23 protein-coding genes and 1 pseudogene are annotated in these 22,862 nt (G+C 63.0%); 7 read left to right on the top strand and 17 right to left on the bottom strand.

The genetic code is table 11. The features are described from left to right. Positions 1–27 precede the first annotated feature (27 nt). Positions 28–372, bottom strand: a complete 345-nt coding sequence (locus tag QM797_RS07230; RefSeq protein ID WP_283274567.1) for an ArsR/SmtB family transcription factor — start codon at positions 370–372, stop codon at positions 28–30. Between the two features lie 114 nt (positions 373–486). Between QM797_RS07230 and QM797_RS07225 the strand changes: the two genes are divergently transcribed. Then, positions 487–1,569 (top strand): NADH:flavin oxidoreductase/NADH oxidase, encoded by a 1,083-nt coding sequence (locus QM797_RS07225; protein WP_283275310.1) that lies wholly within the window; start codon positions 487–489, stop codon positions 1,567–1,569. A 15-nt stretch (positions 1,570–1,584) separates the two neighbouring features. After that, positions 1,585–2,259 (top strand): SDR family oxidoreductase, encoded by a 675-nt coding sequence (locus QM797_RS07220; RefSeq protein ID WP_283274565.1) that lies wholly within the window; start codon positions 1,585–1,587, stop codon positions 2,257–2,259. A gap of 43 nt (positions 2,260–2,302) precedes the next feature. Here the strand turns inward: QM797_RS07220 and QM797_RS07215 are convergent, their stop codons facing one another. From QM797_RS07215 to QM797_RS07185, 7 genes are all read right to left on the bottom strand, one after another. Beyond that, positions 2,303–2,620: an MFS transporter gene (locus QM797_RS07215; RefSeq protein WP_283274564.1), complete on the bottom strand. Its 318-nt coding sequence runs from the start codon at positions 2,618–2,620 to the stop codon at positions 2,303–2,305. Next, positions 2,602–3,405, bottom strand: coding sequence for an MFS transporter (locus QM797_RS07210; RefSeq protein ID WP_283274562.1), 804 nt, complete (start codon positions 3,403–3,405; stop codon positions 2,602–2,604). Before QM797_RS07210 ends, QM797_RS07215 begins: the two co-directional genes overlap by 19 nt. Beyond that, the gene (locus QM797_RS07205) at positions 3,402–4,109 is read right to left on the bottom strand and encodes a FadR/GntR family transcriptional regulator (RefSeq protein WP_283274560.1); all 708 of its coding nucleotides are present in this window, start codon (positions 4,107–4,109) and stop codon (positions 3,402–3,404) included. Before QM797_RS07205 ends, QM797_RS07210 begins: the two co-directional genes overlap by 4 nt. Before the next feature lie 64 nt (positions 4,110–4,173). Next, positions 4,174–4,980, bottom strand: a complete 807-nt coding sequence (locus QM797_RS07200) for an SGNH/GDSL hydrolase family protein (RefSeq protein ID WP_283274559.1) — start codon at positions 4,978–4,980, stop codon at positions 4,174–4,176. Between the two features lie 153 nt (positions 4,981–5,133). Next, positions 5,134–6,027: an oxygenase MpaB family protein gene (locus QM797_RS07195; protein ID WP_283274558.1), complete on the bottom strand. Its 894-nt coding sequence runs from the start codon at positions 6,025–6,027 to the stop codon at positions 5,134–5,136. Further along, the gene (locus QM797_RS07190) at positions 6,021–7,949 is read right to left on the bottom strand and encodes a linalool dehydratase/isomerase domain-containing protein (RefSeq protein WP_283274557.1); all 1,929 of its coding nucleotides are present in this window, start codon (positions 7,947–7,949) and stop codon (positions 6,021–6,023) included. Before QM797_RS07190 ends, QM797_RS07195 begins: the two co-directional genes overlap by 7 nt. Further along, positions 7,946–8,101, bottom strand: a complete 156-nt coding sequence (locus tag QM797_RS07185; protein WP_283274556.1) for a hypothetical protein — start codon at positions 8,099–8,101, stop codon at positions 7,946–7,948. The genes QM797_RS07190 and QM797_RS07185 overlap by 4 nt, the downstream gene beginning before the upstream one ends. Before the next feature lie 114 nt (positions 8,102–8,215). Here QM797_RS07185 and QM797_RS07180 point away from each other — a divergent pair, with 114 nt between their 5' ends. After that, positions 8,216–8,875 carry a TetR family transcriptional regulator gene (locus tag QM797_RS07180; protein ID WP_283274555.1) on the top strand — a complete coding sequence of 220 codons (660 nt, stop codon included), beginning with the start codon at positions 8,216–8,218 and terminating at the stop codon, positions 8,873–8,875. Positions 8,876–8,972: 97 nt separating this feature from the next. On the opposite strand, the gene QM797_RS07175 is transcribed toward QM797_RS07180, so the two are convergent. From QM797_RS07175 to QM797_RS07165, 3 genes are all read right to left on the bottom strand, one after another. After that, the gene (locus QM797_RS07175) at positions 8,973–9,554 is read right to left on the bottom strand and encodes a TetR/AcrR family transcriptional regulator (RefSeq protein ID WP_283274554.1); all 582 of its coding nucleotides are present in this window, start codon (positions 9,552–9,554) and stop codon (positions 8,973–8,975) included. Between the two features lie 101 nt (positions 9,555–9,655). Then, complete coding sequence (locus QM797_RS07170) at positions 9,656–11,266, bottom strand: MFS transporter (RefSeq protein WP_283274552.1); 1,611 nt, start codon at positions 11,264–11,266, stop codon at positions 9,656–9,658. A gap of 421 nt (positions 11,267–11,687) precedes the next feature. After that, positions 11,688–12,230, bottom strand: a complete 543-nt coding sequence (locus QM797_RS07165) for an alpha/beta hydrolase (RefSeq protein WP_283275308.1) — start codon at positions 12,228–12,230, stop codon at positions 11,688–11,690. Here QM797_RS07165 and QM797_RS07160 point away from each other — a divergent pair. Then, positions 12,141–12,446 (top strand): nuclear transport factor 2 family protein, encoded by a 306-nt coding sequence (locus QM797_RS07160; protein WP_283275307.1) that lies wholly within the window; start codon positions 12,141–12,143, stop codon positions 12,444–12,446. The two genes, QM797_RS07165 and QM797_RS07160, sit on opposite strands and share 90 nt — an antisense overlap. An 85-nt stretch (positions 12,447–12,531) precedes the next feature. After that, entirely contained in the window at positions 12,532–13,611 is a 1,080-nt protein-coding gene (namA, locus tag QM797_RS07155) for an NADPH dehydrogenase NamA (protein ID WP_283274551.1), read from the top strand. Between the two features lie 43 nt (positions 13,612–13,654). Here namA and QM797_RS07150 read toward each other — a convergent pair whose 3' ends face one another. The 6 genes and pseudogenes from QM797_RS07150 to QM797_RS07125 all read right to left on the bottom strand — a co-directional run bounded on the left by QM797_RS07150 (position 13,655) and on the right by QM797_RS07125 (position 18,922). Next, entirely contained in the window at positions 13,655–14,077 is a 423-nt protein-coding gene (locus QM797_RS07150) for a phosphate acetyltransferase (protein WP_283274550.1), read from the bottom strand. Between the two features lie 274 nt (positions 14,078–14,351). Then, a pseudogene (locus tag QM797_RS07145) lies at positions 14,352–14,780 on the bottom strand (SDR family NAD(P)-dependent oxidoreductase). 20 nt (positions 14,781–14,800) lie between these two features. Continuing rightward, a complete protein-coding gene (locus QM797_RS07140) occupies positions 14,801–15,955 on the bottom strand; it encodes an acyl-CoA dehydrogenase family protein (RefSeq protein ID WP_283274549.1) in 1,155 nt (384 codons plus the stop codon). Beyond that, positions 15,952–16,743 carry an enoyl-CoA hydratase-related protein gene (locus QM797_RS07135; protein WP_283274548.1) on the bottom strand — a complete coding sequence of 264 codons (792 nt, stop codon included), beginning with the start codon at positions 16,741–16,743 and terminating at the stop codon, positions 15,952–15,954. The genes QM797_RS07140 and QM797_RS07135 overlap by 4 nt, the downstream gene beginning before the upstream one ends. Beyond that, positions 16,740–18,263 carry a TLP1 C-terminal extension domain-containing protein gene (locus tag QM797_RS07130; RefSeq protein ID WP_283274546.1) on the bottom strand — a complete coding sequence of 508 codons (1,524 nt, stop codon included), beginning with the start codon at positions 18,261–18,263 and terminating at the stop codon, positions 16,740–16,742. Before QM797_RS07130 ends, QM797_RS07135 begins: the two co-directional genes overlap by 4 nt. Positions 18,264–18,322: 59 nt before the next feature. Next, complete coding sequence (locus QM797_RS07125) at positions 18,323–18,922, bottom strand: TetR/AcrR family transcriptional regulator (RefSeq protein ID WP_283274545.1); 600 nt, start codon at positions 18,920–18,922, stop codon at positions 18,323–18,325. Positions 18,923–19,184: 262 nt separating this feature from the next. Here QM797_RS07125 and QM797_RS07120 point away from each other — a divergent pair, with 262 nt between their 5' ends. Both QM797_RS07120 and QM797_RS07115 read left to right on the top strand, forming a co-directional pair. Further along, entirely contained in the window at positions 19,185–20,927 is a 1,743-nt protein-coding gene (locus QM797_RS07120) for a nitroreductase family deazaflavin-dependent oxidoreductase (protein WP_283274544.1), read from the top strand. A gap of 283 nt (positions 20,928–21,210) precedes the next feature. Further along, positions 21,211–22,830, top strand: coding sequence for an acyl-CoA synthetase (locus tag QM797_RS07115; RefSeq protein WP_283274543.1), 1,620 nt, complete (start codon positions 21,211–21,213; stop codon positions 22,828–22,830). Positions 22,831–22,862 lie beyond the last annotated feature (32 nt).

Raw genomic sequence — 22,862 nt, 5'->3', positions numbered from 1 at the left:
CGCATGCACAAGGCTAAGCGCTCGCAGTCAGACCGCGGAATTCCGATCGGCCGGCGTAGAGGCTCTGGCGCGCTCAGCCGAAATGATGGCCGGTACGAGCCCCGGGAAACGCTCGTCCAACACATCCATCCGCAGTGAGTTCAGAATCGCGGTCCCCTGATAGCGCTGCTCGATGACGCCGGCCTCACGCAGGACGCGAAAATGATGCGTCGATGTCGACTTGCTCACCGGAAGGTCGAATGCGATGCAGGCTTGGTCGTCATGACCGTCGGCCAACTGACAGACGATGCGTCGTCGAATCGGGTCGACAAGCGCATTCAACACCGCATCGATGTCGATCTCGCTCGGTGCCGGATGCTGCAGCTCGCGCATGCGAACACTCTCCTGTCCTCGTCGGATCCGATTCTACCTGGTACGGTCACAGCCGTAGTACGACAACGGTCGTACTAATCGCTTTGTCGACAAGAGAGGTTTGCCGAAGTGTCGCTGTTCGACCCAATATCCCTCCGGGGGCTGACTTTTCCCAACCGAGTGTGGATGTCACCGATGTGCACCTACAGCGCGGATGCCGCCGACGATCGCGCCGGTCGTCCGACGGACTTTCACCTCGCGCACTACGGATCACGGGCCGCAGGCGGTGCCGGCATGGTCATGGTCGAGGCCACGGGCGTTGTCCCGGAAGGACGAATCTCGCCCTACGACCTCGGCATCTGGTCCGACGATCACGTCGCAGACTTCGCAAGAGTCGTCGACGCGATCGAAGCAGGCGGTTCGGTACCCGCCATTCAACTCGCACACGCCGGCCGAAAAGCGTCCGTGGATCGTCCGTGGATCGGTGGACTGCCGGTGGACGTCGAGAACTTCGGGTGGCAAGCCGTCGGCCCGAGCGCACTGGCATTTCCCGATCACCCCGTCCCCACCGAAATGACCGTCGAGGACATTGCCGGTATCATCGATGCTTTCGGTCAGGCTGCGCGTCGCGCCCGCGATGCTGGATTCAAGGTGGCCGAAGTGCATGCGGCACACGGTTACCTGTTGCATTCGTTCCTCTCCCCGCTGCCCAATCAACGCACGGATCAGTACGGGGGCTCGTTGGAAAACCGTATGCGCATCGTCCTCGACGCGATCGACGCGGTCCGCGCACAGTGGGACGACGATCTGCCGGTACTGCTGCGCGTATCCACCACGGATTGGATCGACGAGAATCCCGACGACAGCCGGCCGTCCTGGACCATCGAGCAGACCATCGAACTCGCCGCACGCGCCCGCGAGCACGGAATCGATCTTGTCGACGCGTCGTCCGGCGGTAACGACGTCGTCCCGATCCCGCACGACGTCGATTACCAGACTCGATATGCGCGAAAGCTACGGTCTGCGACCGGCATGCCGGTGGCAGCAGTCGGACGGATCTCGCGAGCTCACGAGGCAGAAGCCCTCGTCGAAGACGGATCGGCCGATACCGTGTTCATCGGGAGAGCGATGCTACGAGATCCGTCGTGGGCCAACAACGCGGCCGATTCACTCGGAGCGTCACCCCGGTACATCGAACAGTACGAATACGCACTCTGAGCTAGGAGACACAATATGAAGACCTTCATCATCGGAGCCGCAGGCGGCATCGGCTCGAGACTCAGCACCATCCTCACCGCCCGCGGTGACACCGTCTCCGGAATGATCCGCAACCCCGATCATCGTGATCTGGTCGAATCAACGGGCGCAACAGCTGTTTTCGGTGACCTCATCGACAACGATGTCGCTACCCTCGCAACGGCGTTCGCCGGCCACGACGCCGTCGTCTTCAGTGCAGGAGCACACGGCACCGGCATGGACAAGACGACCCTGATCGACGGAAAGGGCCTCGAGAAGGCAGCCGACGCAGCGCGCAGCGCAGGCGTGGAGCGGTTCGTACTGGTTTCGGCATTCCCCGAATCTGGCCGCAGCCAACAGCCTTCCGAAGGATTCGAGCACTACATGGCCACCAAGAAGACGGCCGACGTCTACCTGACCCACACCGATCTGGACTGGCTGATCGTTCGGCCCGGAGTCCTACTCGACGAGCCAGGAGATGGCACTGTCACCGCCGGATTGGCCATCGAACACGGTGACGTGCGCCGCGACAACGTCGCATCGTTCATCGCGGCAGCCTTGGCCGAACCGTCACTCACCCGAACCATCGTCGAACTCACCGACGGCACAACGCCTGTCGCCGATGCGGTGCGTCAGTTGGTCAGCGACTCCGCCGCACGACCTACGGCTTGATCGTTCGCACAGGCCGATCGTGTCGTCCGAAGCACAGGCCCTCCTAGGCTTCGGACGGCCGACCGGCGTCGGCGGCTTGGGCCAACTGCCGATCACGACCGGCTTTCATTCCGATCAGAGCTTGGACCAACGCCAACACAGTCATGACGGAAAGCGGCGCGAACCAGGATCCGGTCGCGTCACGCAACACGCCCAGGGCGAGTGGTGCACTTGCAGCGAGCAGGTAGCCCACGGTTTGGGCCATCCCGGCCAGCGATGCCGCAGAGTCCGCGTCGGGGGCGCGCTGGCCCTGGAAAGACAGCGCCAGCACCAGGCACGATCCGCCGCCGAGACCTATGAGAATCACTGCAGGCCACGACATCGAGGGAAAGAACAACAACATCGCCAAGCCTGCAGCGCAGAACGCGGAAGCCACTGGATCAGGGCGTAGAACACGATCGATTGCAGTCCCATGAAGATGCTCACCTGCCACGCCAGCATCGAGGACCACACCGGCACCGGGCCGACCGGCGAGCTCTGCGGTGCCGACGCCGATTGTGTCCCGAAACGTGTGAACGCCACGTAGACAAGGGCAATGAGGCCGAGCACCGCCCAGAATCCCAAGGCGGTCCGCCAACCCCCGGACAGCGCGTCGCTGAGTGGCACCGCAATACCCGACGCCAACGCAGCCACCACGCCCATCACGGTGACATAGAAGCCGGTGACACGGCCGATCCGGTCCGCCGGTACGGATTGCTTGATCACGGCCGGCAACAGGACATTGACGACAGCGATTCCTGTTGCCAGGACTACGGTTCCGGCGAAAAGCCACATGATGCCCGGCAGGGAACGGAGAACGATTCCACCCGTCACAGCCACCAAGGCGGCGACCAATAAACGGTGCGAACCGACGCTCCGAGAGTCGGTGCGTACGAACGGAGAGGTCACCGCGAAGGCCAGGAGCGGCAGTGTGCCGAGAGCTCCTGCGGCAGTGGTGCTCAGACCTGTGTCGGCTCGAATGAAGGGTACGACGGAACCGACGCCGGTCAGCGACGCGCGCAGGTTCGCGGCGAGGAGTGCCGCACCGATCAGGAATGCGAGCGGGACGACCGGCAATCGTGAGCCCGCGTTTCCCTGTTCGTCGATCGTTCGAGATCCCGTTGTCATTGCTGACCACCTGTCCCGACGTGGTGTTCGTGCACGCTGCGGGTGTGCGCCACCAAGAGCGACGAGGCATGTCGGGCCGAGGTCTCGTCCTGTGAAGCGATCGCCGCGACCAGATCGCGGTGCAGTCGTTCATGCTCTGCGGCGTCGGGCTCACTCTCAATCAACGGCGTCAACATATCGACGAGAGCGGCACCGAGATGGTCGTACAGATCCACGAGCAACGAATTACCGCTCAGCACAATGATTTCGCGGTGAAACTCGATGTCGCGATTGGCGTACTCCTCCGAAGAGGCCACCTTGGAGGCAGCCGTGGCGTCCAAGAGTTGCTCGAGCTTCTGCACGTCCTCGGGCTTTGCCCGCAAGGCGGCTCGGCCTGCCGCATACTCCTCGAACAACAACCGCAGGGCCAGAACGTCTTCCGCGGCCGATGTCGCGGACCGCCGAAGCAGCGCCGCGCGCAATTCACTGGTGGCCACGACATACGTACCGTCGCCGATACGCGCTTCGAGAAGCCCGGTGTGGACCAGCGCGCGGAGCGCTTCTCGGACGGTGTTCCGGCTGACATCGAACCGCCCGACCAACTCGTGTTCGGACGGGATCCGAGTGTCGACCGGCCACTGCTCTGTGGAGATCAGCTCGCGCATCCGGGCGGCAGCCAGCTCGGACAGCGTGGACCGTCGTTCCAAGGGACTGAGCTCGGACATTCTCGATACCTCCAAATGTAGGACATCTAGGCGGTAGCACTCTCCGGCTTGTCGTGGTGCCGACTCAGTACGCAGGGGTGGTGGAACCGTTCACGACGTCGAGAATTTTGGCCGCCGTTGCCTTCATTCCAGCAAGGTTCGGATGGAATGCGGCTCCCGTGCCATGACCCCGCTCCAGCCCCAGAACGTGGGGCTCATCGGAGCCGACTCCGTGCCCCTCTTCGAAGTCCGAGGCCGCAACCAAGTCGGCACCAGAGCGCCGGGCAGCCCGCGCGTAGGCGCCGGAAAGGCCCGAAGCGATATCTTGAAAATGCCGAATGTCATTCTGCCGGAACAGCACGCCGGGAGCGCAGTCCTTGTCGAAAAGCGTCGGGTAGTCGACGAGAACGACGCGTGCGCGTGGTGCCCGTCGTCGACATTCCAGCACGATGCGTTCCAGGCCGGCGCTGGCTTCGTCGAACTGGCCAGCCGAGACCGGCACAACCGGGTGCGATTCGATCAATCGAGTGCCGATCCTGCGCGTCACGCGCTGCGCCGACAGCCAATTGAGGACCGCGACGCGGAGGACCTCCCCCAAGTAATTGACATCGTTGCCTCCGGCAGTGACGGTGACCAGGTCGGTGTCCGACGTGACCGCACCGATCTGCGGCGAAAATCGCTGTGGACCAATTCGTTGCGACTTGTTCAGAATCGTCGCAGTTGTGGCCCCGGAGACGGAGGAGTCGGTGAGTCGAGCCCCGAGGGCTTGGCTGACCAGGTGCGCATAGTTGCGCGTGGATCGTCGCGCCCAGCGGTTCTCCACCGGAGCGATTCCAGGGCCCGCGGCGAAAGAACTTCCGAGAGCTACCACTGTTTTGTAGTTTCCGGTCACGAGTATCACTCCACTCTCGGTAGGCCTGCTCGGCTCCACGAGATCAGAGCCGACTGTAGGAGCCGCGAGCGTACGCCGCCCCTGCCGCTTCGACGAGTACGGCGACCGGTTCGCCGGGGGGGTGAGGAAGTAGCCGATGCGGTCGGTGTCGGCCTATGTGCCGGGCCTGTGGCCGTGTTCGCGGTTCTTCTGATACCCGACCGTCTCCGGGTCGGATGGGTCGATCCACTCACCGCCGAACTGGCGAACGAAGGATCTGTCCAAGTCGACGAGACGAAGTGGCGTAGACAGCGAATAGCCGACGACCAGGGCGCGCAGGGCCCACCGAATTGCGCGGCGGGGCTCTGGGAGTTCATGCACTTCCCGCACCCGAGGTGGGCAGATCGCCGAGATGATCTGGGTGGCATACCGGCGAAGCGGAACGGGTAGAGCCGACCGGGCGAAATCGTCGATCAGCGATCGCGCCACCTGCCGACCCTCGAAGCTCGTCGCGAACTCGCGCTCCTCGTACTCGACTCTCCACCGCTGCATCAGTTCCCGGCTGACGGGAATGTTCGCGATCTTCTGTTCCTGTGCCACCGCACGCCAGAAATGCCACTGCGCTTCGAGTTGGGCGCTCGTGAACGGCGATCTCCCAACCGCGGTTGTCATCTGATGTGGATCCAGCGCCAGGGTCGACAACGTATAGAGCGAGTCGTCGTTGCGTAGCGGGAAATGCGAGTGAATCTGATTGAGTCGCTCGATCCATGCCCGCCCCACCGTGCTGGTCGGTCCATGATCGAGCAGCTGACCGAAGAAGACGATCGTGTCGGCGTTTCGCCGGGCAGGGAACACCATGATGTCGCCGGTGTCTCGCCGGTACAACGTCCGCGCCATCGTCGGAATCGCGACTTGCTCGATGAAGGCCACCGTGAAAAGTGCGTAGGTAAGTACCGGATTACCGTGCAGCACAACCAGTGAGCATCGCGCGATCTCGTCGGCATCCCGCACTTCATCGAGGGCGCGGATCGTGCGTCCGACGGTGAATCCGGGCCGCAGTCTCACCACGTCGGCTCCAATCGCAGCACGGTGCGATCTTCGAGATCGAAATGCAGCACGGCCTTTCCTGCCGAATCCGCGACGACCGACTCGTCGATACCGCCGCGAAGAGCATAAGAAGAGTGGGGCCGCAGTCGATCTACGACCACCGCGGTTCGAGCGCACGCCGATCCCGGCCGCAACACCAGGTCGAGAGCTCGGCCGTCGGTGACCGCTTTCGCAACCAGCACTTGGGGATACGCGACCTCGGCCAAGCGCGGGCCCGTAATCCAGTGTGTAGGAAGTCCGGCACCGATCAGGTCGCGATTGACTGACGGACGGGCAAAGCGCGCCATCAGCGAATACAGATTGCCCTGGGTCGACAGTCCCGAGTATCTTGCGACGCCACTGTGGCGAGTCACCTCCTCTTTGCCGTCCACGTAAGCGAACGCGGCATCGGCTACATCGTTGTCCCCCATCTCCCGCGCGGAGAGGGACAGGAATGTCTGCGAGAACGAGTCGCTGCCGAACGAGTAGCTGCCGACATCGCATCGGTTCCCCGCATTTCGAGGAAGCACATATCGTTCACCGTCGTAGGTCAATGCATTGCGCCGCAGTAGCCACCATGCCCGGTGCGCTTGGTCCGGCAGGAAGGCGTTCATCCAGTACGTGGTCGGCAGGCTCACACCCTCGCTGGCCCAGATGTTCCACGTCAACCCGAGTGTTTCGTTGCGCACGCCGATCAACCGTCCGTCGGGTCGCTGAAACTCCCGCTCGTACGCGTGCTCGATGTCGTCGCGGAGCTCGGCGTAGAAATCCGTGCCGTGCAGCCGATCGTGCAAGATCAAGGTGTTGACGCCGAAGGTGTTGCACACCGGGTAGATCCACCGCGGTTCGCAGGAGAACAGTGTGTACGGAGACCGCTTCATGTTGCGGTGGATGGACTCCGCAAGTCGGGTGAAATCGTGTTCGTACTTTTCCGATTCGGACCACGTGTACGTCAGCCCACCGGGCCTGGAGAACCGGTCGTCGCCGAAACTTTCGTACATGCCGACCGCGGCACCCTGCCATCCCGTCAACATGACGTTGTCCCGATTCTCGACCGGATCACGATTCAATGACATTCTGCCCCAGGCATTCTCGGCTGCCCAATATCCCCAGACCCGCCGATCGCCCATCTTCAGGACGGCCCGCTCCTGAGACTCACCCAGATATCCCGAGAACGCAGGGGTATGGGTGAACCTGTACATCGACAACGCGTAACCGAGGATGGACAGTTGATACCGAAGCGCGGCCTCCCTGAACTGGTCGCGCCGATCGAAACCGGCGAACTCGTCCAGCGGCTGAAGCGCCAGATCCACAGCGAATCGAAGGTGAGCGAGATCTTCTGCGGATGCCTCGGCGACGGGCGGCTCCGGAGTGGACGGCACAGCGGACTCGAAGTAGCGAACGGCGGACAACTCTGTGTTGATGGTTCGCGCGCGTGCGATCTGAGCACGGTGACGAACGGCGTGCACCGACAACGCGGCAGCGGACAGTCCGGGGATCAGGCAGGCCGTGATGATGACGAGGGTCGTGGTCGAATGCGCGTGCCCCGCGGTCGCAGTTGCTTCGATCGCAAAGCCGACCCACACGACTATCGGCGCAACGACGGCACCGATCATCCACCACACCAGCAGAGCCGATACGAATACGAGCATCGCGACGACTGCGTGCACGACGTGACCGGATGCAAGGTGGCCCCCGCCCGGCACCATCATCCCCGCGCCGAGCACCCCGGCTCGGTTGTTTCCGAACGCGAGAAGCAGTCCCCCCGCAATCCACACTGCCATATACACCGTTGCCGCTCTGCGCAGGGTGTTTCGCGTGGCGGATGGAATCAGCGGCACATCGACGGGCAACTGGCGCGCCGCGACCCACCGACCGGCGCGGGTGTCGTGCGTCGTCGTCACGAGAGGACTGCCGCGTCGGAGGAGTAACGAATGTTCACCGTTCGAGTGGCGACGGGCGGCATCGAGGCCGAACCGGCGGCTTCACCCGCCGTCCGTCCGGAGAACGCATGAAAGAGCTTGGACATGCCGGCCAACACGAGCAGCGGCACCACACAACAGATCATGGCTCCCTTTCCGAAACTGAAACGGTACGGTTTTAGTTATAGGTCAACGGCAATTCTCAGTCAAGAGCGACCACCAACAAACGAGATGGCAGGCTGGGGCACGTGAACCCACCGAACGAGGTCGCCGAACGGTCCTACCGAGGCGAAAGCGCATCGGAGCGACGATCGGCACGGGCAGGCCGACTCACGGGGGCCTTGCTGGACCTCGTCCAAGAACACGGCATCGGCGCACTCACCGTGGGCTTGGTGTGCGAACGAGCGGGCGTATCGAAGCGCCACTTCTACGAGCAGTACGACAATCTCGACAGCCTTGCGGTCGAGGTACTCGAGAGCTCCCTGGCCGCCGTCAGCGCCCACATCGCGGCCACCCCGTACGAACCGGTCGACGACGCAGTCGGCGGCCTCATCGCGGCCGCCGTGGAGGCAATTCTCGCGACATTCGACGACGCAAGAATGGCCAAGCTGTACCTGGAAGCCGCAGGCAACAGAGGTCTGCGCGACTCGAAGGACCGAGCCGTCGCACAATTTGTCGACAGCATCCTCGAGGCCCTGACCGGAAGCAGTTCGCCCGACCCGCGCGCGAAAATGACAGCACACCTGCTCATCGCCGGCGCATCCGAGGTAGTAGCGAAATGGCTCGACGGCGAGGTTGCCCTGAGTCGACGAGGTGTTGCCGCCTGCCTGGTCGCGCTCGGATCCGACGCCGCGCGGCGCATCAGAGCCAACGATTTCGAGGTTCTCGCCGTCGGCCCGCAGAGCTGATTCGAGATTCACCGGACGACAGGGCGACCGTCCGTCGAGCAGATGTCTCGCCGGTGCTTTCAGAAGGTCGGCGCGTGTACGGTGCCGCGTGACTCGGCTACCGCGGTGAAACGACGACCCCGCTGAGCAGGATCATCACTTCTTTCTCGACGCGGTCCAGCGCCCTGGTGCTCCGCTGGGCCTTGCACAGCAACAATGCCCCTTCGATGGCCGAGAGTGCCATCGTCGCCAACCCGTGGGCGCGATCCGGATCGATTCCGTGCTGCCACAGTGACGCCGCGATCGTCTCCTCCCACGAGGTGAACGACTCCCCCGCCGCAGCCAGCGCGGCTGGACTCTGGGGCCCTTCGATCGCGACAGAGGCCACCGGACACCCTGATGCGAAATCGGTTGCCAGTAGCTGATCACGAAATCCGGAAATGATTGCCTCTACCGTCCGCAGCGGACCGAGGGTCGTCAATCCTGCCGAGATCATCGAACCCATGAAAGTACCGGCAGACCGGGTTGCCTCTTCCACAAGCTGTGGCCGACCCTGCGGAAAGTGGTGGTACACGGAGCCTCGCGGAGCACCCGCATGTTCCAGAACGTCGGCGACGGACGTTGCCTCGACGCCCCTCTGTCTGAACAACGCGATGGCGCTTCGCAGCATGTCTTCGCGTGCGGTCGACCGTCTCGGCATGGTGCACCTTTCGGGTCGGCTTCGACTATGCCGCCGATCATAACAAGGCGCGCCACGCCGCCGACGAACTGCAGGGCACTCCGATGAGTCTGTGCACCGTCTCAGTGGGTCTCGTCTCTGGTACTGCGCCCAGGCACCAACAACACGCTGTCACCACTCGAAGGCGACCAGGGCAGAAACACGGCGACCGCCACTGCACACAGAATCGAGGCTCCGACCGTGACGTAGGAGGCCAATTGAAAGCCCTCCAGCGCAGCAGTTTTCAGGTTGAGGATCAGATCTGCCTTTGCGCTTTCGAACAGCGCCGGGGTAGGCGACTTGACGATTTCGATCACGCTGATCACCGTTTCCCGAGCGAAGTTCTTCTGGTCCGGATTCATGAGGGTGTCCGGAACGGCATCGACCACGGGTTTCACCGACGTGGTGTAGATCGACGCCATGATCGAACCCAGCACTGCTACACCCAAAGTTCCCCCGATCTCGCGGGTGGTGTCGTTGACGGCAGACCCCGCTCCGGCTTCGTCCAGCATCACGGACGACATGATCGACTCGGTCGCCGGCCCCTGAACGATGGCTAAGCCGAGCCCCATCAGCACCATCGACAGTAGGACGGGACCGAAGTACGGAGTGTCGACCTTCGTCTGACCCGCAATCAGCATGCCGGAGGACATGATGACCAGACCTGTCACGATCAGTGCGGTAGTGCCGATTCGCTGCGCGAGCACGGTGGCCACTGGCGCACCTACCGCGATCGACGCGGCGAAAGGGAGAGTGTGAACTCCGAATTCGAGCGGACTCAATTCCATCACACCCTGGAAATATTGGGTGATCATGAACAGGAATCCGAACATACTGAAGTAAGCGACTCCAATTGCCAAGGCGGGCAGTGAGAACCGTCGAATTCGGAACAAACGCATGTCCAGAATCGGCGACGGATTCCGCAATTCCCACCACACGAAGACCACAAGCACCAGCGCTGATAGCACGTAGAAGACCACCGAGATGGTGGACAGCCAGCCCAGATGTGGCGCTTCGATGATGGCCCATACCAATCCGGTCACACCGACGAGCGAGAGAACGAGACCCACCGAGTCGAAGCGACCGACATGAGAAGCTTTGGACTCGGGGACTGCGACGAGTACGCCGACGAGTACCACCAGGGCTACCGGGACGTTGATCCAGAACACCGAGTGCCACGAGAAATGCTGCAGCAGAAAGCCGCCCGCGCTGGGTCCGATCGCGATTGCGAACCCTGCCATCGCCGTCCATGCCGCGATCGCAAGAGCCCGCTCCTTGACGTCGGTGAATATGTTGATGATCAACGCAAGCGTGGCCGGAAAGACCGCCGCTGCGAAGACTCCCATCGCCGCTCGCGCAGCGATGACCTGGCCGAGGTCAGTTGCGAATGCGCCGGCGACCGACATAGCCGCGATGCCGACCAAGCCGATCGCCATGATGCGTCGGCGACCGAATCGGTCCCCCAGGTGCCCGAATGCCAATAGAAGCCCGGCGAAGCTCAGCGTGTAAGCGTCGACCACCCACTGCAGGCCGCTGAAGCTGGACTGCAGTTGCACTCCCATGGTGGGCAGCGCAACGTTCACGATGGTGTTGTCGAGCACGACCAACAATTCTGCGGCGCAGATGATGGCGAGCACCAACCATCGTCGGCGGACCTGCTGTGAGGTCTTCGACGCGTCGATCTGAGATGTCATTTCGATCCCGTTCTATGCTGGTCAACATACCAAGCCAGAAATGTATCTGTAACCGCCGGTAATAACAAGAGCTGTAGGCATCGCGGCACGGCTGCGGGCTCCCGACCGACATCATCGGAAGGTGAGCGACCTCCCGAAACCGTCCGGTACGAAAACTCGACCATGGTACACAGTCACGGTCACCTACGTTGAGCGTCGACTACGTGATCTCCAGGCTCTTGCCGACACAGATCATGTTGTCGTGCAATCGGATTGAACCGATGCCAGGTGGCCCTCGCGTGCAACGCCTACGGAGTCGATTCCCTGACGATGCGCGACACCAAGTCCGGATCGTCCCAGGTAGGAACGTGGCCCAGATGCCTCTCGAACAGGACTTTCGTCGAGTCGGGAAGCAGCCCCAGGTCGGTTTCCCGGACGCGGATCAGTGGATCCCGACCACCGAACAACACCGTGACAGGGACCGATATCTATGCGCCGCCCTCGAATCGGGTGCCGTCGAGAGCAGACATGGTCCGAGCGAAATCACAGGTGCGCAAATTCTCCGCATCACCGACGGCGTCGGCTGCGGGAATGCGCCACGGACGGCCGAACAACCCGAACAACCCGAACTACGCACCGCCGCATTGCGGATCAGCGAACCTGCCATCGGTAGCCGCGTTCCGTTGGTCCACATCGCGAAGAGTGCTTTTCGTCGCTGGTGACCCACACCTCCGGTCGAGCGCCACAAGCCTGCGGGCATGAGCGCGCATACCGAGCTCGCCCGACCACGCCGGGCGAGCTCCAACGAGACCCAAGCGCCGAGTGAGTTTCCGACGAGATGGGCAGTGGACCAACCCAATTCGTCGAGAACCGTCTCGAGGTAGTCGGCGAGACGGTGCGGGGTCGGGGTGTCTCCCTCCGGCAGGGGAGGACTGTTGCCGAAGCCCGGAAGATCGACCGATACCGTGTCGAAGTCCCCGTTCAGGCGCTCTTCAATGGAATCGGCAACGATTTCAAGCCTTCGACCCCCAACTCGGCAATCGTGACCGTCGACATCGTCGGCACTGTCGCCAGTGCGCGCGTCGACTCCGACAACCTCGACGGCTTCCGGTTCAGCGACTTCTTTCACCTGCTCGAGGCCGACGGTGAGTGGCAGATCGTGGCAAAGACGTTCCACACACACTCCACGACCACGAACTGACACCGTAACCGCCGCCGACATCGGGGCTGCCGGCCTCGTTCCATCATCTTTCGCTGCCGGGTTGCCAGCAATTCAGGAGTTCCCCTTGTCTTCAACACTGCTCGAGCCGTACGAAATCCGCGGAGTGACCTTTCGGAACCGTGTCGCCATGTCACCGATGTGCATGCACTCGGCCACGGCCGAGGGAGTCGCAACCGACTTCCACGTCATGCACTACGGAGCCCGCGCACTCGGCGGCGCGGGTCTGGTCATGACCGAGACCGCTGCGGTCACCTCGAACGGCCCGATCGGCCCAGGCGACCTCGGGATCTGGGATGACTCCCAGATCCCGAACCTGAGCCGCATCGTCGACGCCGTACACCTGGTCGGCGGACGAATGGGTGTGCAAATCGGCCACGCCGGACGCCAACTGGGGATACCCGAGCGCACCGCCGTCGCTCCCTCTGCGATCGCCTGGGGCCCGGAATCCCGCGTCCCCGAGGAACTGACCCAGGAGGGCATCGCGGACATCGTGGACGCGTTCCGCGCCGCCACCCACCGCGCAATCGAAGCCGGGTTCGACGTCATCGAAGTTCACGCTGCCCACGGCTTCCTGCTCAACGAATTCCTCTCCCCGATCTCGAACCAGCGAACCGACGAGTACGGCGGCGATCATGTGGGCCGCTACCGCATCGTCCGCGAAGTTCTCGACGCGGTGCGCGACGAGTGGAGTGGCCCCCTGTTCGTCCGGATTTCCTCGACCGACTACGTCGACGAAGGAAACACCCCCGACGACTACGTCGTCTTCGGTAGGTGGATGAAAGAACAGGGCGTAGATCTCATCGACGTCTCGTCGGGCGGCTCCGCACCGGTCAAGGTGTCCTCGTTTCCCGGATTCCAAGTTCCCGCAGCCGAGCGCATCCGGCGGGAGGTCGGCATCCGCACCGGCGCAGTCGGGCGCATCGAATCCGGACAGCAAGCGGAAGACATCGTGCGTAACGGACGCGCTGACGTCGTACTCATCGGACGCGAAATGCTCAAGGATCCGTTCTGGGTCCGCACGGCCGCCGATGAACTCCGGGAACCGATCGAACCTCCGGCCCAGTACACGCGCTACGGATCAACGTGGCAGCGCACCCAGCCTCCACTGCCACCGGCACCGATGGACGAAACAGTCGCGGTGTAAAGGCGTCACACCGGTCAGCGAGACGGCCCCGGCTTGCCATTGGTCACTTGTCGGCGAGACCTATTGCCGCTGAAAGATATTCACGCGAATCTCGAAACGTCTGCGCGACGCCGCGTCCCGCGACGGCTCTGTACCGACTGATCTGATCGTCATCGAGAAGATCGAGCACGGTGCTGGAATCCGCGTGCATCCAACCGCCGTCTCGCACCAGCTCGTGGGCGCGTTTGCCCTGCAGGGCTGCAATTCCTTCGACCCTGATGCCGTTCGGATCGGTCGACACTGCGATGTAGTAAGCCTTCTTGCCGGGGTAACCGGCCTTGACCTTCGAGCGCAACCGCAACACGGCATCGACAGCGTCGTCGACGGCAGATGGCTGCTCGTCGGAGCCCGATTCGGCAGCGGAGACTCGGGCAATCTCAGCATCCAGTCCAGCAAGCAAAGTGGCGAGGTACTCGAGATCGCTCATCGACTCATGATGCACTACGACAGCGGGCTCTCGAACCAGCACCCAGCGCTGGACACGCCGCACGCTCAGATCTACGTCGCTCGACGTAATCGACGCCCCGTGAACCGGGAGTGGATTACAGCTGGGGGCGTCGATCCGGCCCATCGGCTTCGCGATCCAGGACTCCGACCCGGCGAAGTGTGCGCGGGCTACCGAAAGGCTCTGCGCTGGAACGATTCTCAGCGCCGATCACCACTCCCCCGGTAGTAAATTGTCACACAGCTCCCGAGAGGTATCAGCTTCGGCGGGCTCGCTCTTCGTAGGCGCATCGCGCGCTCGTGTCCACTCCGTCCAGAAACACGTGATCGGCACCCAACGCGCGGGTCAGATGCCCCGCCATCGGACGAGGAAGGAACTTCAGGCTCACCGCCGCCGCACCGAACAGCTTGGACACCCGAACTCGCGATTTGGGTGTGAGGATAAGGTTCACGATTGCGCCCGCAATATCCTCCGGTTCAGCTGATGACGTGACCGTGGCCGCGCTCGCCCATTCGGCGCGCAGCAAGCAGGCCCAGTTCCCCGGCTGCCTCTTCCAGTTTCCGTCCGTCGATGTCGCCCATGGCCACCCGTGCGCCGTGTGAGGTGAGCGCTTTCGCTGTAGCGAATCCGATCCCCGTGCGCCGCCGGTGATCACGACAACACGGCCATTCAACGAATTCTCCATGTTCGTCCCCACTTCGGTTGTCACAGCCCGATCAGTTTGCCGATGATCTCGTTCATGATCTCGGTAGTCCCGCCGCCGATACCCAGGACGCGAGCGTCGCGGTAATGACGTTCGACCTCGGATTCGCGCATACAACCGAGGCCGCCGAACAGTTGGACGGCCTCGTAGACCGTGTGGTCGCACACTTTGACTGCGTTGTTCTTGGCCATCGCGGTCTCTGCGAGCATTCCCCCGCCTGCTACCCAACGCACCGCTACGGACCGGCAGAACTCCTCCGCTGCAGTGATTTCGGTGGTCAGCTCAGCGATTCGGTGTCGCACGACCTGACGCGACGACAGGGGCCGACCGAAGGTCTCACGCGAACGTACCCAGGCGATGGACAAGTCGAGGCACCGTCGAGCGGTGGCGACCGCCTGGAAGGCGAGCGAGAGTCGTTCACCCTGGAACTGCTGGGCAATCTGCGCGAAACCCGTCCCTTCGTCGCCGATCAGATTGGCGACTGGCACACGAACGTTGTCGAAGGACAGTTCGGCGGTATCGGAGCACAGCCATCCCATCTTGTCGAGACGTCGCGATGCGGTGAATCCTGCTGCATCCGTTGGAATCACGATCAACGAGATGCCCGCGTGTCCGCTGTCTCCGGTCCGAACGGCAGTTGTCACGAAGTCCGCGCGAGTTCCCGAAGTGATGTAGAGCTTTGCACCGTTGACGACGTAGGAGCCACCGTCCAGTCTCGCCGTGGTCTTGATGTTCGCCACGTCGGAGCCGCCACCCGGCTCGGTGATCGCGAGCGATCCGATCATTCGCCCCTCCAGAGCGGGCCGCGCGAAGCGATCGATGAGGTCGGTATTACCCGAGGAGACGATGTGTGGGGTCGCTATTCCATGGCTGAACAGCGCCGAAATCAGGCCCGAGGAGCCGCCCGACAGAATGATTTCCTCGAGGATCGTCAGCATGTCCAGAGCGGTTCCGCCCGAGCCGCCGGCACTTTCGGGGGTCGATGCGCCGAGCAGACCCAACGTAGCTGCGGTGCGGTGTAATTCGCGCGGGATCTCGCCGTCGTTTTCCCACCCGGCGAGGTTGGGCACGACGTGGGTGACGGTGAATTTTCTCGTCAGATCACGCAGTGCTGTGCGTTCGTCGGTCTCCCACAGTTCGGCCGATGCGGTTGTCATCGTCCACTCCAGATGGGGTCGCGCTTCTGAAGGAATGCGGTGATCCCTTCCATCGTGTCCGATGATGTACTCAGTCGCTCGAGAGCCTCCTCGGTGAGGGTCCACCCCTGCTCTTCCGTCGGAACGCCGCCGTCGACGATTCCTCGGGCAATCGTCTTGGAGGCCTGCACCGCCAAAGGCGCTCCGTCCGCGATGGTCTCGGCAAGCTCGAGCGCAGTGGTCAGTACATCGGCGCGTGGAACGACCCGATTGATCAGTCCCCACCGCAGAGCGTCCTCGGCGCTCAAAGCCGCGCCCGTGAGCAACAACTCCATGGCAATGGCCCGCGGTATTGCCGTGACCAATCTGAACACGCCACCGGCACCGGCAATCAGGCCGCGCTTGACCTCGGGCAGTCCGAAGGTCGATGTATCGGCTGCCACAACAAGATCCCCGGCCAACGCGAGCTCGGTACCCCCGCCGAGCGCGTTACCGTTCACCGCCGAGATGATCGGCTTGTTGATGTGGTGTCTGACCACGCCGGCGAAACCCCAGTGCGCGGTCTCCGGAGGGGTCACTCCGTCCGGGCCGGAGGTGCCGAGCGCCTTGAGATCGGCACCGGCGCAGAACGTCGACTCCCCCGCGCCGGTCAGGACGACCACCCGGATGTCGCCCTCCGCTTCTGCCATTTCCCACGCCTGGCCGAGACCTCGATGGACGTCACTGTTCACGCTGTTGGCTGCACGGGGTCGGTTGATGGTGACCAGCAGTGTGTGGCCGCGGACCTCCGTCAGTACTACGTCGTTCATGTTGGTTCCTCGTCGTCGAATGTGACCGCGACACAGCCGTCGCGGTCGGTGATAGTGACATGCGCACCGACCAGGGACCGGGTCCCGTCGTGCGTGTAATGAATCATCGCCGCTGCGTCGCCGGCATCGGTGTGACCGGCCACGCGCGAACCCGTCGGGGTCGTAGCGATCACGATCCCGATCGACGGCTCACCCGTGCGATCGAATTCGACCGTGGCGGTGACGATCTCGGCACTGCCGCTGTACCCGTGCACAATCTCGGCGCTGGTCGGAGGTGCCGATTGCGCGACGGGGTCGCCGACATATCCATCGGGGTGCGGGTGACGAGACAGAACTATCGAGTGCTGGGTGGTCATGTAGCCACCGTTGGCATGTACCAACGCCGGTCGGTCGTCGAGCGTTCTCCGCAGGCTCCGAGTCACCTCCGCAACTGCATGAAGTGAGTAGCTGTTGAGCGGACCACCGAAGAAGGAATGACCACCGAGAACACTGGGAACGGTGGTACGCGGAACCCCGAGAGTCTCGATCAAGTTTTTCGGGACGATCGGAAAAGGGCTGTACGCATCGATCAGCCCCAGGTCGCCACCGGTCAGTTTCGCACGATCGAGGGTGCGGTGCACCGCCGACTTCATGGCGGCCGAGGCCCCGAAGTCGTTGCGCGCCAACACATCGTTCAGTTCCGACGCACCTGCTCCACCCCACAGGTACACGATGCGGTCCTCGTCCACCCCGAGCTCACGGGCAACGGCCAGCGAGCACACGAGCACTGCGGCGGCTTGATCCACGAAGGGCATCGCATTCATCATCAGCGGGTAGGCATCGCTGATCGGCCGATTCTTCGGCCCGGTCGTTGCGAGTTCGTCGGATGTCCGGAAAGTCGGCGACCATGCGCAGGGATGCGTCACGGCTATCGAAGAGAACTCCGAGTACAGACGGGCAGAGTAGGCGCGCGATTGCTCCGGGCTCTGGCCGATGTCGTGGCTGAACCGGTTCTCGAAGAGGGGGTAGACCCGAACCGGCGTGACGATGCCCGCTCTGATCATGTCGGGGCTCCCGAGGTCCTCGGCGGAGAAGGTGGGCGGGCCACCCGGCTCACTGGACCACCCCTGTGCTCTCGGATCGACCCCTTGTTTCGTCAGAGCGGTGACAGATGCCTGAGTCTCTCCGCCGACGAGCAGCGCGACAGTCGTCCTTCGGTCGGCAATTTCGGAGCCGATGCGATCGAGCAACGCCGCAGGCCAGTGGCCGCCGACGGAACTGGTCCAGGTTCGCGGCGCGGGGGCACCGATGCGCTGCGCCAGGATCATCGGCAAGTCGTCGTAGGACCAGCTCGAGGTTCTGACGGCGTAGATCGCGTCCACTCGGGCTCCGACGTCGGCGTTGCCGGAGTCTCGCAGAGCTCCTGCCACCGCCTCCGAGATGAGCTCCACAGGCTCTTTCGGCGGTGCCGGGTCGCCGAAGCGTCCGGATCGAACGTCGGCGACGCCGATGATGACGGGCACTGCTGCTGGGTCGGTCACCCCCCGAACGGTAATACAGACATTCATTGTCCGCAATAGGACGCGTAGCGCGACCCGAGTCAGGCCATCGAACGCAGAACTGTGTCGACGATCAACACGGAATGCGCTGGGCCGTTGGGCTTCACGGGTCCTGCGTGCGCCTGCGAGAACAGCGCATGAGTGAGCACGGCACCGGTCACGAGTTCGAGCAACAGCGTCGTCGACGTGCCTGCCGGCAATTCCCCCCGCTCGACAGCGCGTTCGACGATGTTTCGGGCCGTGACCAGACGGCTCTGATTGAGCGTGTCGGTCAGATGTGACAAGAGGTCGGGATTGACCATCGCATCGAGGGTTACCCGCAAAGACACCAAGCCCGCGAGTTCGGTGTATCCACGGTCGAGCTGAGCAGAGAGCTCGAGAAGATCGCCTCGGACGCTGCCGGTGTCGATCGGCGTCGACAACGGCGAGCGCGCCTCGAGAGCCTGGACCAACAGTGCCTCCTTCGTGTCCCACCGGCGGTACAGCGCAGACCTGCCGACCTTCGCTCGGCGGGCAACCGCATCGAAAGTGAAACCGCGCCAACTGGTTTCCCAGTACACCTCGAGTACGGCGTCGTAGACGCGGGCTTCCATGTCCGCATCCCGAGGCCTTCCGGGCCCGCGTTGACCTTGTTGAGGCATGTACCCATCATCGCACCCCCTTACGTCACCGACAGATCACTCACGCCCGGTAGCACCGGAACCGTCAACCCATCCGTCATCATCAGTGCCCTCGCCGCAGAACGGAATTCCACTCGAACGTGCACGCGGAATTGCCACCTTGTCGATCCCGGCTACCAGCTCACAACTTGGCGTCCGCGGCTTATCGGAGGTTGACGTAACCTAGCGGCACTTCTAAACTCGTACTGAATTATGCTGCAAAGCATACTCGATGGAGGATTCGATGACTCAGAGCCAACCCGATCCGAGCGTGTCCGATAGATCGGTCACGCTGAGCGACCAGCTGACGTTGGCCTGCGGGCAGGTACTTCCGAATCGACTGATGAAGTCCGCCTTGAGCGAGGGCCTCGCCGATACCTCACACGGCCCCGACACGCGCCTCGAACGGTTGTACTCCCAGTGGGGAGCGGGCGGGTACGGATTGGTGGTCACCGGCAACGTCATGGTCGACAGACGCCACCTCGGAGAACCCGGCAACGTCGTGATCGAAGACGACCGCCACGCGGAACAGCTCGCGCGATGGGCCAAAACCACTACCGACGGCGGTTCGCGGATCTGGATGCAGCTCAATCATCCTGGTCGTCAGGCAAACCCGATTGCCAGCCGAGAGCAAGCAGTGTCACCCTCCGGGGTCGCCGTGGCCATTCCCGGAATTCCGGCACCACGCCCGCTCACCGAGTCCGAGATTTACAACATCATCGAGCGGTTCGCCACTGCCGCTCTCGTTGCCGAAAGCAGCGGGTTCGACGGTGTGCAACTGCACGGTGCACACGGGTATCTCGTATCGCAGTTCCTGTCCCCCTTGGTCAACCGTCGGACCGACAAATGGGGCGGAGACATCGAGAGCCGGATGCGCTTCGCCGTCGAGGTCATACGCGCAATCCGAGCGGCGGTCTCACCGTCGTTCGCCGTGTCGATCAAGCTCAACTCGGCCGACTTCCAACGCGGCGGCTTCACCGAGGAAGAGTCGCGCCTGGTGGTCGAGCGGCTGGCCGGCGAGCACATCGATCTCGTCGAGATCAGCGGTGGCAGTTACGAATCCCCCGCCATGATGGGCCGAGGTACGGAACCCGTCAAGGAGAGCACCCGCGAACGCGAGGCCTACTTCCTGGATTACGCGCGCACGGTGCGCGAAGTCGCAGGCGAGGTACCGCTGGCCGTCACGGGTGGCTTCCGTACGCGTTCGGTGATGGTCGATGCCCTGTCCTCCGGTGACTGCGATGTGATCGGGCTCGGGCGCCCGGCGGCGATCAGCCCCTCCGCCGCTGGATCACTACTGGACGGCTCGACCGAGCGACTGGTGTCACCAGTGATCTCCGTCGGTGCCGCACGCCGAATCAAGAAGGTCAAATCCCTCGAAGGCGCTCTGGATCTGCAGTGGCATACCGACCAATTGCACCGGCTCGGCGCAGGTAAGAAACCGGATCCGGATCGATCGGCATGGCGCACCGTAGCCACCATGGTCGAGCGCAACGGGATCACCGCCTTCCGCAGCAGTCGCCGGGGTCTCGACACCACAGCAGCAGACGCGAAGGCCATCAAGAAGTTTCGGTTCGAGCGGTTGGTCGGCCGCTACGTAGCGAACCCGATGATGCGCGGCCTGACAGCACTGGGTATCTCGGTCTCGCTGATGAGCGACATCGAGACCACAGGGCGCAAGACCGGACGCGTCCGACGCGTTCCCGTATCGGTGAAATTCGACGACGCCGGGGCGTGGCTCGTCTCACAGCACGGCACGCGGTCCGGGTGGGGTGCCAACATCACTTCGAATCCGACCGTGAAGTTGCGCCAGGGCAAGACCTGGCGCGAGGGTTCAGCCGAGTTCATCCATGACGACGACGTGGCGTTGCGGGCCCGCTCCTTCGCCCCGAACCCGTTCTTGGGCAAGTTGATCGGTTCCACCTTTGCTGCGTTGCAAACGACACCGGTCACAGTGCGAGTTACCTTCACCGACCTTCCCAACTGAAGCGCGACCACTACAGAATCGAAGGTTCACCGGCCGCGCAGGACTCCCCGTCACACCTCGAGTCGGAACGGTACTGTGCGAGCGCGCCTCACGCGAGGCGCACACCACGTCGCCTCACCTCGAGAGAGGTGCGTTTCGGCATCGTCGAGCCGAACATTCGCCCCTCAGCGCATCGCTATTGCGGACAGTCAGTGTCTGTATTATCTTCGTGGTGACGGCGGCCTCCGAGTGAAGATCCGAGACAACCGCCGATGCGCACATCGACACTCGAAGAGGTTCACTCATGCCGACATCGTTGACCACGATCTCCGACACCATCCGCGCTACGGGTGTCATGGTCAGGGCCGGTCTCGTTCCGTTCCCTCGCGTCGACCACGGACTCAAATCTCTGAATGCGGTGAACAAATACGGCCCCTTTGCCGGACCTGTTTCCGCTCATGCCCAGAGCGGCTACGACGCGGTCGCCATCATCGACGATCGCGGACCCCTCACGTACGCCGATCTCGAACGCACGAGCAACGCGCTCGTCCGTTCCTGGCAGTCCGTCGGCATCACCTCCGAGACAGTCATGGGTGCCATGTGCCGCAACCATCGCGGCCTGGTGCTGACGATGTTGGCTGCGGCGAAGAACGGCACGAAGCTCGTCCTGATGAACACGGGCTTCGCTGCCCCGCAACTCATCGATGTCGCCGCACGCGAAGATGTCGCGGCATTCGTCTACGACGACGAGTTCGCCGACATCGCGACTTCCTTGCCCTCGGACACCATCATGTATCGATCGTGGCCCGAAGCCGACATCGAAGCGCCCACCGCAACGGTCACCCTCGACGAGGCGGTGATAGGTCATGGAACATCGACCGTCTCCGCGCCCGCGAAGAACGGCAGCTTCGTCCTCCTCACCAGCGGAACGACAGGCACCCCCAAAGGCGCACCTCGCGGACACATGTCTCCACTGGCCTCAGCGCAGTTTCTCGACCGAGTACCGTTGCGCCGCAATCAGATCATGATGATGGCGGCGCCCGCCTTTCACGGAACCGGCGTGTCGCAATTCGCTCTCGCACTGGCACTCGGACAAACGGTCGTCATGCACAGAAAGTTCGACCCCGAGAAGACTGTCGAGGCTCTGGCTCGATTTCGTTGCGACAGTCTCGTTCTCGTACCGACGATGCTGAACCGCATCATCCGCCTCGGGCCCGATGTGTTGTCGACGTACGACACCTCGAACCTGAAGATCATATTTTCGGCAGGTTCGTCGTTGTCACCCGACCTGTGCAAACGAGTCACCGCCACATTCGGCGACGTGCTCTACAACCTGTACGGATCCACCGAAGTCGCCGTCGCCACGGTGGCGACTCCCCAGGACTTGGCTACCGCCCCAGGAACTGCCGGACGGCCACCGGTCACCTGCCACGTCGAACTGTTCGACGACACCGACAAACGAATCACAACGCCCGACACCATCGGAAGGATATTCGCCACAAACGGTTTGAGCTTCGAGGGGTACACCGACGGCCGGGACAAAGAACGCATCGGCGGGCTTCTCTCCACCGGGGACGTCGGCCATTTCGACTCGCACGGCTTGCTGTTCGTCGATGGACGAGACGACGACATGATCGTCTCCGGCGGCGAGAACGTCTATCCGCTCGAAGTCGAGAATCTGCTCGCCGATATGGACGATGTGGCCGACGTCGCGGTGATAGGAGTGGTAGATAGCGAGTTCGGGCACCGTCTACGTGCCTTCGTCGTCCTCGTACCCGGCGCGGTACAGAATCCAGATGCGCTCTGCGGACACGTTCGCTCGAACCTGGCGCGATACAAAGTTCCCCGAGACATCATCTTCATCGACCAGCTCCCGCGTAACGCCACGGGAAAGTTGCTCCGCCGCAAACTTACCGAGATCTAGGGGAGTGTGTGCCAGGTTACCCGAGTTCTCTA

The sequence above is a fragment of the Rhodococcus sp. IEGM 1381 genome (genome assembly GCF_030056795.1).
Classification (GTDB): Bacteria; Actinomycetota; Actinomycetes; order Mycobacteriales; family Mycobacteriaceae; genus Rhodococcoides.
This window is presented reverse-complemented; position numbering and strand designations above follow the sequence as displayed.